The sequence below is a fragment of the Actinomyces sp. zg328 genome (genome assembly GCF_009829635.1).
GTDB classification, from domain to species: Bacteria; Actinomycetota; Actinomycetes; order Actinomycetales; family Actinomycetaceae; genus Actinomyces; species Actinomyces marmotae.
This window is the reverse complement of sequence record NZ_VWPE01000002.1, coordinates 67,884-82,643: the sequence shown is the minus strand read 5'-3', so window position 1 is coordinate 82,643 and position 14,760 is coordinate 67,884. Positions and strand designations below refer to the sequence as shown.

Here is a 14,760-nt window from a genome sequence, read left to right as displayed (position 1 = left end):
AGCCTTATCCCCTTCGAGACCTTCCCGGACGCCGGGACCCGGCTCAGCCGTGGTGGGCTTGGAGCATCTCGGCGACCTCGAAGGCCATCTCGAGGGACTGCTGATGGTTGAGCCGGGGGTCGACGAGGGTCTCATAGCGCTCGGCCAGGCCGGCCTCGTCGATGCGCTCGCCGCCGCCGAGGACCTCGGTGACATCCCCGCCGGTGAGTTCGACGTGGATGCCGCCGGGCACGGTTCCCAGGGCCCTGTGGACCTCGAAGAAGCCGCGGACCTCGTCCATGATCGCCTCGAAGCGGCGGGTCTTGTACCCGTTGTCGGAGGTGATGGTGTTGCCGTGCATGGGGTCGGTGATCCAGGTGACGGGGCGCCCGTCGGCGCGGACCGCCTCGATCAGGGGCGGCAGCGCGTCGCGGACGCGTCCCGATCCCATGCGGGTGATGACGCTCAGACGGCCGGGCTCGCCATCGGGGTTGAGTCGGTCGACGAGGGCCAACAGTTCTCCCGGCTCGGCGGTGGGGCCGACCTTGACACCGACGGGGTTGCGCACGCCCGCCAGGAGGGCGACGTGGGCGTCGTCGGCGCCGCGGGTGCGCTCACCGACCCACAGCAGGTGGGCGCTGGTGCCGTAGAGGTCACCGGTGCGCGAGTCGCGCCGGGTCATGGCGTCCTCGTACTCCAGCAGGAGGGCCTCGTGGGCGGCGTAGAACTCAACCTGCTTGAGGGCGTCGAAATCGACCCCGGCGGCCTCCATGAAGCGCATGGCCCGGTCGATCTCCTCGGCGAAGGCCTCGAAGCGCTTGTAGGCGGGGTTATGGGTGAAGCCGCGGTTCCAGGAGTGGACCTCACGCAGATCGGCGTAGCCGCCCATCGTGAAGGCGCGGATGAGGTTCAGGGTGGTGCCGCTGCGCAGGTAGGCGTCGAGCATGCGGGCCGGGTCTGGTGTGCGGGCCTCAGGGGTGAAGTCGTGACCGTTGACCGAGTCGCCGCGGTAGGACGGCAGGGTCAGGCCATCACGGGTCTCGGTGTCGGCGCTGCGGGGCTTGGCATACTGGCCCGCCATGCGCCCGATCTTGACGATCGGCGTGGAGGCGCCGTAGGTGAGCACCGCCGCCATCTGCAGGATGGTCTGGACCTTGAGACGGATGTCCGTGGCGGTGTTGCCGTCGAAGGACTCCGCGCAATCCCCGCCCATGAGGACGAAGGCCCGACCCAGCGCGGCCTGGGCCATGCGGGAGCACAGGGAGTCGACCTCGCCGGCGAACACGAGCGGCGGGCGCGAGCGCAGGTCCTCCCCAACAGCCGCCAGAGCCCCGGGATCCGGATAGGCGGGCTGCTGCGCGGCGGGACGATCCCGCCAGGTGCCAGGGCTGGCGGTGGCCTCGAGCTTGTTCATCACGCCGATCAGCATAGGTCAGGGCGGGACGGGCCCCCCTCCCCCACCGCATGCCGGGATCAGGGCCAGCCCGGGCTGGACAACCGCCGCCGCCCCTCCGTTCGAGCACCACGGCAACGTCAGCCGATCGCCGACGGCCCGCTGAGACCCAGAGTTGCACGCTCGGAGGACGCCTCAGGATTCAGAACGTTGGAATCACGCGAAGCGATCTCGGGCCGCGGGGTCTCCCGTGTGCATTCGAAGCCCGAATGCACACGGGAGACTCCGGGCGCGTTCAGCGCTCACGCCATTCCAACGAGAAGTCGGAGCGCTCCCGTTGCGAGCGTGCGATTCCCACTCCCCTCGCCTGAGATGGCACGCCCATAGGCTCTAAGGACGCGCCTGGGGGCGGGCGGCGCCCCGCGCCGGGCGCCGCCCGCCCCCAGTGGCGGTTCTGGCCGGGTCGACCGGGTCTGCCGGGTCGGCCTGGCCGGGATATCCCCGCCTCAGTGCTCCGAGGCCGTGCCGGCCGGGACGACGGCCTGGCCGAGCTCGCTCATGAGCTCGGTGAACCAGGGCTGGGTGATGTCGAAGGGCTTTCCGCCGGCGATGCGCGGGAACGGGATGGCGCCCAGGGCGTCACCGTTCTCCTCGTCCTGGCCGATGACGCCCGACTCCCCGCGCAGGGCGCAGTCGACCGCGAGGTCGCACATCTGCTTGATGAGGGCGAGGTCCTCTGCGTTGGCGGCGGCGGCGCGCGAGTAGTAGCCGGACTTCTGGACCATGACCTTCTCAGCGCCGATCCGCTCGGCGAACCGCTTGGCGAACCACTGGCCGGGGTTGATGGTGTCGAGCTTGACGTGGCCGAAGGGGTCGCGCTGGACCTCCTCGCCCTTGGCCTCCATCTCCGCGATGATCTCGGGCACGCCGGCGCCCTCGGACAGGAAGACGTTGACGTTGCCCTGCTTGTCCATGATCGCCTTGAGACGCTCGGCCTCAGCGGCGATGTCGAGCTTGACCTCGGGCAGGAAGACGGCGTGCACGTCCCAGCGCTCCTTGGTCAGGCCCAGCGAGGGGGCCCACTGCTTAGTGTCGAGCAGCTCGTGGTAGCGGCGGGCGGTCTCCGCGGTGAGGTAGCCGCAGTTGCGACCCATGCACTCGTGGATGATGAGCATGCGCGGGTTGGAGCGGTGCTCGCCGATGACGTTGAAGGCGAATCCGGCGCCCTCCTCAGCGGCGGTCCAGGCGCCGAGGGACTGGCGGACCGGCACGACATCGTTGTCGATGGTCTTGGGCAGGCCGACGACGGTGAGCTCGTAGCCGTTGTCGTGGAGGTAGGCGGCCAGGTCCGCGGCGGTGGTGTTGGTGTCGTCACCGCCGATGGTGTGCAGGACGTCGACGCCGTCCTTGCGCAGCTGCTCGGCCGCGAACTCCAGGGGGTTCACGCCCTCGGCCACCAGGCCGCGCTCGACGAGATTCTTGGCGTTGGTGAGCTTGACGCGGGAGTTGCCGATCGGGGAGCCGCCGAACTCGCGCAGGAGGCCGGCGTTCTTGCGGCCCTCGGCGTCGACGACGATGTAGTTGCCGGTGAGCAGGCCGTGGTAGCCGTACTGGTAGGCGATGATCTCGACGTCGGGAGCGACCTCGGTGTAGCGCTCGATGAGGTCGCCGACGGCGGCGGACAGGCAGGGGGCGAAGCCGCCCGCGGTGAGCAGGGCGACGCGACGGATCGTCATCGTGGGCCTTTCGGTGAAGGTTGAGAAGTGACAGCCTCAATCCTAGCCGTGCGTGCCCGGAGGGCGCTGGCGCCGCTGGCCGCCGCCTCCCCGGTCTCAGTCTCCCCCAGAGCGAAACCGTCGGCTCTAGCCGCAGCAAACCGAATAGAGTTCGGTTATGGCATCCTCCACTGCCATAGTCGCCATTTATGAAAGTAGGTCCCATGCGCGTCCGTCGCCCTCAGATCGCGATCTTCCCCCCTGCCCCGCCCTCGCTGAGCCGACGCACGGCGCTGACGGGGGTGGCGGCCCTTCCAGTGGCCGCGCTCCTCGCCGCCTGCTCGTCCGGTCAAGCGCCGTCATCGGCCCGCGGCGCGGCGGCCACCGGCGCCAGCGAGCCCGCCGCAGTCGATGAGACCAGGGCCCTCGCCGTCCTGGCGGCCTGGGGGGCGTCCCTGGTGCCGGCCGCCTGAGACTGATCGGCCTTCGCCGTGAGCGGTCTCAGGACTCCGGGGTGGACTCCTCATCCACCTCATCGCCATCATCGGCCTCATCGGCGGGAGGCTCGGGGACGCTCACCTCAGGGGCGGGGCGGCCGCCGGGGGCCGCCACGGGGGCGGCGGCGGGGCGGGAGCCGGCCTGCTGCGCCAGCAGGCGGTCTGTGGCCTCCAGGGCCGTGATCCTCTCGGCGTCCATCAGCTTCTTTACGTCCGCCGCGTAGACGTCCACGTACTCCTGCCCTGACAGGGACATGAGCGCGTACATGACCTCGTCGGTGATGGAGCGCAGCACGAAGCGGTCGTTCTCCAAGCCCCGGTAGCGGGAGAAGTCCAGCGGCTCACCCACCACGATGCCCACGCGGTGGCGCGTCGATGGGATGACCTGGCCGATCGGTTGGGCGATGTTCGAGCCGATCATCGCCACCGGGATGATCGGCGCGCCCGTGGCCAGGGCGATGCGCGCCACGCCCGTCTTGCCCCGGTACATGCGGCCATCGGGGCTGCGCGTGCCCTCCGGGTAGATGCCGAACAGCTCACCCGCCCGCAACCGGTCGATCCCCGCCTGGAGGGCCGCCTGCGAGGCCTTGCCGCCCGAGCGGTCCACCGGGATCGTGCCCACGGCGGTCATGAAGCGCTTGACCGCCCAGCCCTTGACGCCCTTGCCGGTGAAGTAGTCGGACTTGCCGATGAACGCCACCTCGCGGTCAATGAGCAGCGGCAGGAAGAACGAGTCGATAACCGCCAGGTGGTTCGAAGCGAGGATCGCCGCGCCCTCGGTGGGAATGCGCTCCTCGCCCCGGATCCAGGGCTGGTAGAGCATCTCCAGGGCGGGGCCGGCGGCGGCCTTCATGCCTCGGTATCCCACGGGGGGCCTCCTGCGCTATTGACTCCTACTGGTGGCGCTCGCATCCGCCCCACGGGCCCGGCGGGGCGCCCTTGGAGCGATCGCATCACGAAGTCTAGCCTCGCACCGTGCCCCCACCCACACGTTCGACCGACGGCGCCCACGATCCTCGCCCCGCCGCCGCGGCCTGCCGCCCATGGGGAGCCACCGGGACTCAGGGCTCCTTCGAGGACATGGGCACGCCCCTGCGCGAGGCGACCTTCGTCGTCGTCGACCTGGAGACCACCGGCGCGGGCCCAGGGGCCCACGCCATCACCGAGATCGGGGCCGTCCGCGTGCGCGGCGGCATCGTCGACGACGAGTTCTCCACCCTGGCGAACCCCGGCGCGCCCATCCCCGCCCAGATCACGCTGCTCACCGGGATCACCAACGCCATGGTCGCCACCGCGCCGCCCCTTGTGGAGGCGCTCGCCGCCTTCCTGACCTGGTCCCGCAGATCCTCCCCGGCCGACGGCGCGGCCGCCGGCCCGATCCTCGTGGCACACAACGCCCGATTCGACGTCGGCCACCTGCGGGGGGCCGCCCGCGCTCTGGGCCTGCCCTGGGACGAGCCCCGCGTCGTCGACACCCTCGCCCTGGCGCGCCGGGCCTGGTCGCGGGCCGACGTCCCCAACCACAGGCTCGGCACCCTCGCCTCCTTCGTCGGCTCCCCCACCCGTCCCACGCACCGCGCCCTCGACGACGCCCGCGCCACCGTTGACGTCCTCCACGCCACCCTCGAGGCCCTCGCGCCGCTGGGCATCACCCACGTGGAGGACCTGTCCACCGCCGCGGACCCCGTTCCCGCCAAGCGCCGCGCCAAGGCCCACCTGGCCGACCCGCTCCCCCACGCGCCCGGCGTCTACCAGTTCCGCTCCCCCGCCGGGCAGGCGCTCTACATTGGCAGCGCCTCCGACCTGCGCCGGCGCGTGCGCTCCTACTTCACCGCCGCGGAGAAGCGCGGTCGCATCGCGCGCATGCTCGACACCGCCGTGAGCGTGCGCCACATCGAGACCCCCACCGAGATCGAGGCCCGCGTTCGCGAGCTGCGCCTCATCGCCGAGCTCGACCCGCCCCTCAACCGCCGCTCCCGCGCGCCCCAGCGCCAGCCCTGGCTGCGCGTGGCCCGGGGGCGCGGCGGCCTCGGCCCACGCCTGGCGCTGACCACGGCGCTCCCCACCGACGATGCCCCCGAGGCCGTGGGCCCCTTCCCGTCCCGCGCCAGCGGATTGGAGGCGCAGCGGGCCGCCGAGTCGGTCCTGCGGTTGAGCGCCTGGGACGGCACAGACCTGCACCAGGCCTCGGTCCATGACTTCCCCGCCGACGCCAGAACCGCGCGCCAGGCCCTGGCCGGACGCATCGACCTCGTGGCCGCGCCCATCCTTGAGCGCGTGGCCGCCCTGGCCGAGCGCGAGCGCTACGAGGAGGCGGGCACGTGGACCTCCCGCCTGCGCTCACTCCTGCTGGGCGCGCGCCGCGCGGAGACCGCCAGGCCCCTGCTCGCCTGCCCGCACCTCATCGCGGCCAGGCGCCGCGAGGCGGGGGGCTGGGAACTCGTGGCCGTGCGCTGGGGGAAGTTGGCAGGCTCGCTCGTCAGCCCGCCCGGCGCAGACCCGCGCCCCTACGTCGACGCCCTGCGCGCCACGGCCCAGGTCGTCGACCGCCCCGAGCGTGTGGGACAGGCGGCCAGCGTGGAGGAGACGCTGCTGCTGGCCTCCTGGGTCCTCGACGACGGCGCCCGCCTCGTCGAGGTCGACGGCGATCCCTCGGTCCTGGCCTGGCCCATCGGCGCCGCGGCCCGCCACCAACGGGTCATCGACGCGGGTTGAGCCGAGAGGTATCGCCAGGGGCGGGTTCGGCCCCGCAGCGCCCTCATCAGGCCCGACGGGAGCGCCCCAGGGCGCCTCAGCGCCCGGTGGCGCGGAGGATCGACCGGGCCTGAGCCCGTCCCGGTGCAGCCCGCCCTCAGTCCTGCGGTCAGCCCGCGGCGACGACGCTGCCCCGGCGGGCGCGGAGCGCCGCGACGATGCCCTCCTGGAGGGCCAGGGGCTCCAGGGGCCGGGGAACGACGGCCTCGACCTTGGACCAGGCGGCCAGCCAGTCATCCTGGGGGCGGGCGGTCAGGAGCAGCACCGGGGGTCGGCGGTCCATCTCGGTGAAGAGCTCGTGGGCCAGGCCCATGCCGCCGTACTTCTTGACTTCGGCATCGAGCACGAGCGCGTCGAAGGGCTTCTGGCCGGCCTCGGCGCGGTCCTTCATCGCCAGGCGCACGCCCTCGGCGGTGGCCGCCTCGAACCAGGTCACAAACGGCATTCCCTTCGCGGGACGCCGTCCGATGCCCTCGATGACCTCGCGGCGGACATTGGCATCGTCGGAGAAGATGAGAAGTTCGAGGCGATCGGCGGCGCCAGGGGAGTCATTGGTGGTCATGAGGTCCTCCAAAGGACGGTCTGGGCGGCAAGGCGTTCAGCGGTCAGTGTAATCACAGGCGGGCAGGGCGCGCTCGGCTACCCGCTCCTGACTCGGCGACCTACGATGGGAGCACTTCCAGGACCTCAGTCCCAGCGCCTCGTCGCCGGACTGGATTCGCCCACCGACTTGAAAGGCACGCCGCATGGCCGTCTACACCCTTCCCGAACTCCCCTACGACTACGCCGCCCTCGAGCCCCACATCTCCGGGCGCATCATGGAGCTCCACCACGACAAGCACCACGCCGCCTATGTCGCGGGCGCGAACGCCGCGCTCGACGCCCTGGCCGCCGCCCGGGAGGCGAACGACTTCGCCGCCATCAACCTGTGGGAGAAGAACCTCGCCTTCAACCTGGCCGGCCACACCAACCACACGATCTTCTGGAAGAACCTCGCCCCGAACGCCGGCGGCGAGCCCGAGGGCGAGTTGGCCGAGGCCATCAAGGACTCCTTCGGCTCCTTCAAGCAGTTCCAGGCCCAGTTCGCGGCCGCCGCCCTGGGCATCCAGGGATCGGGCTGGGCGATGCTCGCCTTCGACGTGCTGTCCGGCAAGCTGGTCATCTTCCAGCTCTTCGACCACCAGTCGAACCTCCCCGCGGGCACCCTCCCCCTCTTCCTCGTGGACATGTGGGAGCACGCCTTCTACCTCGACTACCTCAACGTCAAGGCGGACTACGTCAAGGCGATCTGGAACATCGCCAACTGGCAGAACGTCTCCGAGAGCCTGGCCCTGGCCACCTCCAAGCGCTCTGAGATCATCAACGCCTCCTGACTCCTGAGCCCCGAGCGGGTCTCGCCTCCGGCCCCGGCCGCAGGATGAGAGGGCCCCGCGACCGATCATTCGGTCGCGGGGCCCTCTCATCGTCACCTGAGGAGCGCGCGGGATGAGCGGCAGGATGCCACTGCCTCCCCTCGCGCCCCTGAGGGGCGGTCACACGGGTCAGAGGGCCTTGCCCAGGTCCATCACGTAGGCGAGCGACGGTGCCGAACCGCCCCGGGCGGGCGGGGTCAGCACGATGACGCGCGACCCGGCGGGCACCCCCTCCAGGCCCTTGATCTGGGCCGTGTTCACGGTCTGGAGGCCGCCGTCCTTCCAGGTGGAGCCGGTCCGGGAGCCGTCCCATGTGGAGTAGGCGACGTTCGCCGCGACGGTGGAGTTGGCGGTCAGGGGCTGACCCGTGCCGCGGGCCAGCACGATGACCTCGGGCTCGGTGGGCTCCGTGGCTCCGGAGGCCACGCTGATCGTCGACTCGGTGCCGGGTGCCCCGGTCACCGTGATCCCGCGAGCGGCCGCCTTGTCCTCGCCCTCCGGGGTGGCCGTCGAGACGGCGGAGTCGACGTCCTGGGGGGAGGTCTTCGAGACGATCTCGACGACGAACACCAGCGGGCCCTCGGGCTTCCCGGAGCCGGGCTTGGCGATGCCCTGGCCGTAGCCGAGCTCCGGCGGGATCGACATGAGCACGCGCTCGCCGACCCTGTGGCCGGCCAACCCGCAGGTCCACCCCGGGACTACCTGCTGGAGGCTGAAGGGCGTCGGGGCCCCGCGCTTATAGGAGGAGTCGAACGCGGTGTTGCCGCCCCACTCCCAACCGACATAGGAGGCGGTGACGACGTCGGTGCTCGCGACCGCGTCTCCCGTCCCCTCGTTGAGGGTCTTGACGGTCAGGTTCGCCGGCGCGGCCTGGCCGCTCCAGGTGAGGGTCGGCTGGGCGCCAGGATCACCGCTGACGGCCGGCAGCGCGGGGGAATCGGAGTCGATGGTCAGCGTGGAGCAGTCGACGCCGGTCAACGGCTTCACGGGCGAGGCGGTCGCTGCCGGGGTGGCGGGAGTCGCGTCGGAGGCCCGCTCTGAGACGTCACCGCAGGCGCCCAACGCCAGGGCCGCGCTCAGAACGAGCGCGCCGAGGGCCGGGCCGCGGCGCTTAGCGCGGCCGACGGTGGGAAGGGGGAGGAAGGAAGGCACTACTTGCCTCTCGTGTCGGTGAGCGGTCCTCCAGCCGCTCATGGCGGCGGAGGGACCCGCTCAGTGGGAATCAGTGGAAGGACTCGCCGCAGGCGCAGGTGCCGGCCGCGTTCGGGTTCTCGATGGTGAAGCCCTGCTTCTCGATCGTGTCCGCGAAGTCGATGGTCGCGCCGGACAGGTAGGGCACGCTCATGCGGTCCACGACCACCTCGACGCTCTCCATGGCGCCGCCACCGGTCGGGAAGGCGCGCACGGCGTCGCCGTCGAGAACGCGCTCGTCGAAGTAGAGCTGGTAGACGAGGCCGGAGCAGCCGCCGGGCTGCACGGCCACGCGCAGGCGCAGGTCATCCCGGCCCTCCTGCTCCAGGAGGGAGGCGACCTTGGCGGCGGCGGCCTCGGTGAGGAGGACCTCGTGCTCGGGCGCCTCGGCGGTCCCGTTGCTCACGGTCTCAAGAGTCTGAGTCATGACTGTCTCCGTACTTTTCGTGAATCGTCCACGTCGATCGACGTGGTCATTCACAACTACCCTACGTCCGCGCCCCTCGGATCACCGAGTGACGGCACTCACCGTCGCCCACCGGGTCGCAGGCCGGCCGCGCCCAGCACCCAGTCAGGGTCGGCCAGAGGGGACCGGGCCCCAGTCGGGCTCAGGCCGGGCCCCGATCACGCCATGGCCACGAGCTCGAGGTAGTCGTCCCCCCACAGGTCCTCATCGCCGTCGGGCAGCAGCAGCACCCGGTCGGGATTGAGGGCGGTCACCGCGCCCTCGTCGTGGGTGACGAGCACGACGGCGCCGGTGAAGGTGGACAGCGCCCGCAGGATCTCCTCGCGGCTGGCCGGGTCGAGGTTGTTCGTGGGCTCATCGAGCAGCAGGACGTTGGCGCTGGAGACCACGAGGATCGCCAGGGCTAGGCGCGTCTTCTCCCCGCCGGACAGGACCCGGGCGGGCTTGTCGGCGTCCGCCCCCGAGAACAGGAAGGAGCCGAGCACGCCGCGCACCTGAGTGTCGTCCATCTCCGGGGCAGCTGAGCGCAGGTTCTCCACCACGGTGCGATCGTTGTCGATGGTCTCGTGCTCCTGGGCGTAGTAGCCGATCTTGAGCCCGTGCCCGGGCAGAACCTCGCCGGAGTCCGGGGTCTCGACGCCGGCCAGGAGGCGCAGGAGCGTCGTCTTGCCGGCGCCGTTGAGGCCGAGGACCACCACGCGAGAGCCCCGGTCGATCGCCAGGTCCACCCCGGCGAAGACCTCCAGGGAGCCGTAGGCCTTGGACAGCCCGGCGGCCTTGAGCGGCGTCTTGCCGCAGGGGGCTGGGTCCGGGAAGCGCAGGTGGGCGACCTTGTCCGCCTGCTGCTCGGCCTCCAGGCCGGCCATGAGCCTCTCGGCGCGCTTGAGCATCTGCTGGGCGGCGACGGCCTTGGTGGCCTTGGCGCGCATCTTCTCGCCCTGGGCGCGCAGGGTGGCGGCCTTCTTCTCCGCGTTGGCCCGCTCGCGACGGCGCCGGTGCTCGTCGTCGGCCCGTTGCTTGAGGTAGGCGTCCCAGCCGAGGTGGTAGACGTCGAGGGCCCCGCGGTTGGCGTCCAGGTGCATGACCTGGTTGACGGTGTCGCGCAGGAGCTCGACGTCGTGGCTGATGACGATGAAGCCGCCGGAGTAGGCGCGCAGGTGGTCGCGCAGCCAGACGATGGAGTCGTGGTCCAGGTGGTTCGTGGGCTCGTCGAGGAGCAGCGTGTCGGGGTGGGCGAACAGGACGCGGGCGAGCTCGACACGGCGCCGCTGGCCACCGGAGAGCGTGCCGATGGGCTGGTCGAGGACGCGGTCGGGCAGGGACAGCGCCGCGGCGATGCGGGCAGCCTCGGAGGCCGCGGCGTAGCCTCCGGCCATGGTGAACTCGTGGTCGAGGCGGGTGTAGCGGTCCAGGGCCTTGGCCATGGCGTCGCCCTCGGTGGTGGAGATGCGCTCCTCCGCCTTGCGGATGCGGGCCAGGAGGGAGTCGATGCCGCGGGCCGACAGGATGCGGTCGCGGGCGATCTCGCCCAGGTCCCCGACCTTCGTGTCCTGAGGCAGGTAGCCGACTGTCCCGTTGCAGGAGATCGTCCCCTCGTGCTCGACGGCGTCCAGGCCGTGACGCTCGTCGCCGTCGGCCACGGCCTGACTGGTGCCCTGGGCCACCGAGGCGGCGGCCAGGAGCTTGGTCATCGTGGTCTTCCCGGCGCCGTTGCGGCCGACAAGACCGATGCGCATGCCCTTGTCGACGCGGAAACCGGCGCCGGCCACGAGCCGACGGGCGCCGATGCGCAGGGTGAGGTCCTGGACGTTGATCACGGCGGACATGCTACGGGGCGCGCCGGAGCGCTCCCGCCGGAGCCGCGCGGGCGGGGGCCGGGCCGCCGCTCCGGCACGGCGCGGAACGTCCCCGGTCCGGCGCCGAGCCCCCGCAGGATTGAGGCAGTCCTCACAGGGCTGTAACATCTCAGCAAAGCGGCATCCCCGCGCCCATCCGCCCGCACGGCCGATCCCAGGGCCCGGAGAATCGCTATGCCGACGGTACTGCCCGCCGTCGGGCCACACGTCAGAAAGGCATTCCCACGCCATGACCACCACCACGAGCACGCCCGAGGCGATCCTCGACGCGGTCGGTGGGGCGGACAACATCGTCCACCTCACGCACTGCGCCACCCGCCTCCGGTTCGAACTCCACGACGCCTCGGTCATTGACAAGGCCACCGTCGAGGCCATCCCCGGAGTCCTCGGCGCGGTTCCCCAGTCCGGTGACCGCTACCAGATCGTCATCGGCGGCGCCGTCCAGGGCGTGTACACCGAAATCATGAACCTGCCCGCGATGAAGAGCGCCGGGGCCATGTCCGACGCCGACGTCAAGGCGGCCGCCCGCTCCAAGGCACGCGGGAAGAACGCGATCATCGACGCCTTCTTCGAGTACCTCTCCGACTCCTTCCGCCCGCTGCTGCCCGTGCTGCTCGGCGCCTCGCTCATCATCGCCTTCGAGGCGATGCTCGACGCGCTGGGCATCGTCGACTTCCGAGACGACGCGGCCAAGGGCGCCACCTGGGTCTTCGTGGACTCCATGTGGCGCTCAGTGTTCTACTTCCTGCCGATCATGGTGGCCTACAACGCCGCCAAGAAGCTCAACATCGACCCCTGGGTCGGCACGGCCGTCATGGCCGCGCTGATGACTCCGAACTTCATGAGCCTGAGCTCCAAGGCGTACACCGAGACCGCCTCGGGATCGGGCATGTTCACCCAGGCCCTGAAGTTCTCCGACCAGGTCACCTGCACGACGAACCACACGCTAGGCACCGAGTCCTGCGTCGCGCACATCTTCGGCCTGCCCATGCAGCTCAATGACTACGGCGGCCAGGTGTTCGTCCCGCTCATCATGGTCGCGGTCCTCGCGCCGCTGTACAAGGGCCTGCAGAGGATCATCCCGGTCAACCTCCAGATGGTCTTCGTCCCCTTCCTCTCCTTCGTCGTCATGATGCCGGTCACCGCCTTCCTCCTGGGCCCCATCGGCGTGTGGGCCGGTAGCGCCATCGGCGCCGGCCTGGCGTGGCTCAACAACAGCGCGCCGATCGTCTTCGCGATTGTCATCCCGCTGCTCTACCCCTTCCTGGTGCCGCTGGGCCTGCACTGGCCGCTCAACGCGCTCATGCTGATCAACATCGACACCCTGGGCTACGACTTCATCCAGGGCCCCATGGGCACCTGGAACTTCGCCTGCTTCGGCGCCACCGCCGGCGTGCTCGTCCTGGCCATCCGCGACAAGGACCGCGTCATGCGCCAGACCGCCTCGGGAGCCCTCGCCGCGGGCCTCCTCGGTGGTATCTCCGAGCCCTCCCTCTACGGCATCCACCTGCGCTTCAAGCGGGTCTACCCGCGCATGCTCATCGGCTGCGCCGTGGGCGGCCTCATCGTCGGCATCGGCGGTGGCCTGAAGGCCTCGACCTTCGTGTTCACCTCGCTGCTGACCATCCCGGTCTTCTCCCCGATGTTCCTCTACGTCGTGGGCATCACGGCGGCCTTCCTGACCGCCATGGTGCTCATCATCATCACCGACTACCGCACGAAGGAGGAGCGCGCCGCCGCCATGGCCGCTGCCGCCGGCGGCGCCGTCGAGGCCCCCGCTGAGGACACCGCCGCGGATCTGGCGCTTGAGGCCGGAGCCGCTGGCGCCGCCGGAGCCGCTGGCGTCGCCGAGGCGCTCAAGCCCGGCGCGGTCACCGAGATCGCCTCTCCGCTCGTCGGTGATGTCGTGGCCCTGGCCGATGTGCCGGACCCCGTGTTCTCCACCGGGGCAGTCGGTGACGGCGCGGGCGTGACGCCCTCGGGCGAGATCGTCGTGACGGCCCCCGCGGCTGGGACGGTCGTCGTCGCCCCCGCCTCAGGCCACGCTTACGGCATCAACCTGGACAACGGCGTCGAGTTGCTCATCCACGTGGGCATCGACACCGTCAACCTGGAGGGCAAGGGCTTCGACGTCAAGGTCAAGCAGGGCGACCGGGTCACGGCCGGCCAGGAGCTCGTGCGCGTCGACCGCGCCGTCGTCGAGGAGGCCGGCTACTCGCTGACCACCCCGGTGCTCGTCACCAACACCGCGAAGTTCGCCTCCGTCGAGCTGGTGGCCTCCGGCGGCATCGAGCGGGGCGCCGCGCTCCTGCGCATCACCGCCCAGGATTGATCCTGGACTGATCCTCGCCCGATCCTCTGGCGGGGATCGGCCGGGTGGTTCGGCTCTGAGGGCCGGCGCTCCCCCGTGGGGCGCCGGCCCTCAGCCGTGCCACCGCGTTGAGAGGAGCGGGCGGGAGGTTGGGAGGAGCGGGCGGGAGCCCGGGGAGCGGGGGCCGGACCCTCAGCCCTCCCCCGGGACTCGCAGCGCCCAGAAGGCGACGGCGGCCGCGGCGGCCACGTTGAGGGAATCCACTCCTGCGGCCATGGGGATGCGCACGACGGCGTCGCAGGCGCTCACGGTGCGCCGCCGCAGCCCATCGCCCTCGGTGCCCAGGACGAGGGCGACTCGGGATCCCGGGGAGGCGCAGGCGGGCGAGGCGGCGAAGGCATCGAGGCTCATCGAGTCCTCGGACAGGGCCATGGCCGCCACGGTGAAGCCCGCCGCGTGGAGGTCGGCGAGGGCCGGCCAGGGATCGATGCGCGTCCACGGCACCTGGAAGACGGTGCCCATGGAGACGCGCACGGCGCGCCGGTAGAGCGGGTCGGCGCAGCGCGGCGTGACGAGCACGGCGTCCATCCCCAGGGCGGCCGCGGAGCGGAAGGCCGCGCCCACGTTCGTGTGGTCGACGAGGTCCTCGAGGACCGCCACCCGGCGGGCGCCCGCTCCCCCGCGGGCCGCTGCGAGCAACCGGGGGACCGGGGTGAGAGCAGGGCGGTTCATGGCGGCCAGCGCCCCCCGGTGGAGGTGGAATCCGGTGATGGACTCCAGCACGGCCTCCTCGGCGACGTAGACGGGCACGGGCCCGCCCTCGGGATCGCCCTGGCAGCCGGCGGCCGCTGCGATGAGCGGCGCCATCTCGTCCAGGTGGCGGGGCGCCGTGAGGAAGGAGCGGGGGGCGTGCCCGGCCTCCACGGCCCTGGCGATCACCTTGGTGGATTCGGCCATGTACAGCCCGCGCTCGGTCTCAAGGCGGCGGCGCAAGGCGACGTCGGTCAGGCGCGTGTAGTCGGCGAGGCGGTCGTCATCGCCGTGCTCGACGGGGACGATCATCGTAGGGCCCCCTGGCGGAGGGGGCGGCAGGGGGCGAGATCGAGGGGAGGGCGTGAGAGGGCAGGCAGCACAACGGGGAGACTAGGACGGCCGGTCGGCCGATTCCATGTCCCCCCGTTGCGCC

The 14,760-nt window shown here is 71.3% G+C and carries 12 protein-coding genes; 4 read left to right on the top strand and 8 right to left on the bottom strand.

Features of this window, described 5'->3' with window-relative positions; genetic code table 11:
- Positions 1-43: 43 nt before the first annotated feature.
- Positions 44-1,408, bottom strand: coding sequence for a class II 3-deoxy-7-phosphoheptulonate synthase (locus GVV75_RS01690; RefSeq protein ID WP_159813228.1), 1,365 nt, complete (start codon positions 1,406-1,408; stop codon positions 44-46).
- A gap of 470 nt (positions 1,409-1,878) precedes the next feature.
- The gene (locus GVV75_RS01685; protein ID WP_159523488.1) at positions 1,879-3,108 is read right to left on the bottom strand and encodes a pyrophosphate--fructose-6-phosphate 1-phosphotransferase; all 1,230 of its coding nucleotides are present in this window, start codon (positions 3,106-3,108) and stop codon (positions 1,879-1,881) included.
- A gap of 203 nt (positions 3,109-3,311) precedes the next feature.
- On the opposite strand from GVV75_RS01685, the gene GVV75_RS01680 reads away from it, so the two are divergent.
- Positions 3,312-3,560: a hypothetical protein gene (locus GVV75_RS01680; RefSeq protein WP_159625463.1), complete on the top strand. Its 249-nt coding sequence runs from the start codon at positions 3,312-3,314 to the stop codon at positions 3,558-3,560.
- Between the two features lie 28 nt (positions 3,561-3,588).
- Here GVV75_RS01680 and GVV75_RS01675 read toward each other — a convergent pair whose 3' ends face one another.
- Entirely contained in the window at positions 3,589-4,437 is an 849-nt protein-coding gene (locus GVV75_RS01675; protein ID WP_442858378.1) for a lysophospholipid acyltransferase family protein, read from the bottom strand.
- Positions 4,438-4,559: 122 nt separating this feature from the next.
- Between GVV75_RS01675 and GVV75_RS01670 the strand changes: the two genes are divergently transcribed.
- The gene (locus tag GVV75_RS01670) at positions 4,560-6,299 is read left to right on the top strand and encodes a DEDD exonuclease domain-containing protein (protein WP_159813224.1); all 1,740 of its coding nucleotides are present in this window, start codon (positions 4,560-4,562) and stop codon (positions 6,297-6,299) included.
- A 148-nt stretch (positions 6,300-6,447) separates the two neighbouring features.
- Here GVV75_RS01670 and GVV75_RS01665 read toward each other — a convergent pair whose 3' ends face one another.
- Positions 6,448-6,900, bottom strand: a complete 453-nt coding sequence (locus tag GVV75_RS01665) for a hypothetical protein (RefSeq protein ID WP_159523494.1) — start codon at positions 6,898-6,900, stop codon at positions 6,448-6,450.
- Positions 6,901-7,084: 184 nt separating this feature from the next.
- Here GVV75_RS01665 and GVV75_RS01660 point away from each other — a divergent pair, with 184 nt between their 5' ends.
- Positions 7,085-7,711 carry a superoxide dismutase gene (locus GVV75_RS01660; RefSeq protein WP_159716695.1) on the top strand — a complete coding sequence of 209 codons (627 nt, stop codon included), beginning with the start codon at positions 7,085-7,087 and terminating at the stop codon, positions 7,709-7,711.
- 168 nt (positions 7,712-7,879) lie between these two features.
- Here the strand turns inward: GVV75_RS01660 and GVV75_RS01655 are convergent, their stop codons facing one another.
- The 3 genes from GVV75_RS01655 to GVV75_RS01645 form a co-directional block, all read right to left on the bottom strand.
- Positions 7,880-8,902 carry an FKBP-type peptidyl-prolyl cis-trans isomerase gene (locus tag GVV75_RS01655; protein ID WP_235925140.1) on the bottom strand — a complete coding sequence of 341 codons (1,023 nt, stop codon included), beginning with the start codon at positions 8,900-8,902 and terminating at the stop codon, positions 7,880-7,882.
- A 70-nt stretch (positions 8,903-8,972) separates the two neighbouring features.
- Positions 8,973-9,368 carry a HesB/IscA family protein gene (locus GVV75_RS01650; protein ID WP_159523500.1) on the bottom strand — a complete coding sequence of 132 codons (396 nt, stop codon included), beginning with the start codon at positions 9,366-9,368 and terminating at the stop codon, positions 8,973-8,975.
- A gap of 197 nt (positions 9,369-9,565) precedes the next feature.
- Positions 9,566-11,224 carry an ABC-F family ATP-binding cassette domain-containing protein gene (locus GVV75_RS01645; RefSeq protein WP_175994026.1) on the bottom strand — a complete coding sequence of 553 codons (1,659 nt, stop codon included), beginning with the start codon at positions 11,222-11,224 and terminating at the stop codon, positions 9,566-9,568.
- A gap of 268 nt (positions 11,225-11,492) precedes the next feature.
- On the opposite strand from GVV75_RS01645, the gene GVV75_RS01640 reads away from it, so the two are divergent.
- A complete protein-coding gene (locus tag GVV75_RS01640; RefSeq protein ID WP_159813222.1) occupies positions 11,493-13,595 on the top strand; it encodes a glucose PTS transporter subunit IIA in 2,103 nt (700 codons plus the stop codon).
- Positions 13,596-13,766: 171 nt separating this feature from the next.
- On the opposite strand, the gene GVV75_RS01635 is transcribed toward GVV75_RS01640, so the two are convergent.
- Positions 13,767-14,636, bottom strand: coding sequence for a TrmH family RNA methyltransferase (locus GVV75_RS01635; RefSeq protein WP_159625471.1), 870 nt, complete (start codon positions 14,634-14,636; stop codon positions 13,767-13,769).
- Between the last annotated feature and the right edge of the window lie 124 nt (positions 14,637-14,760).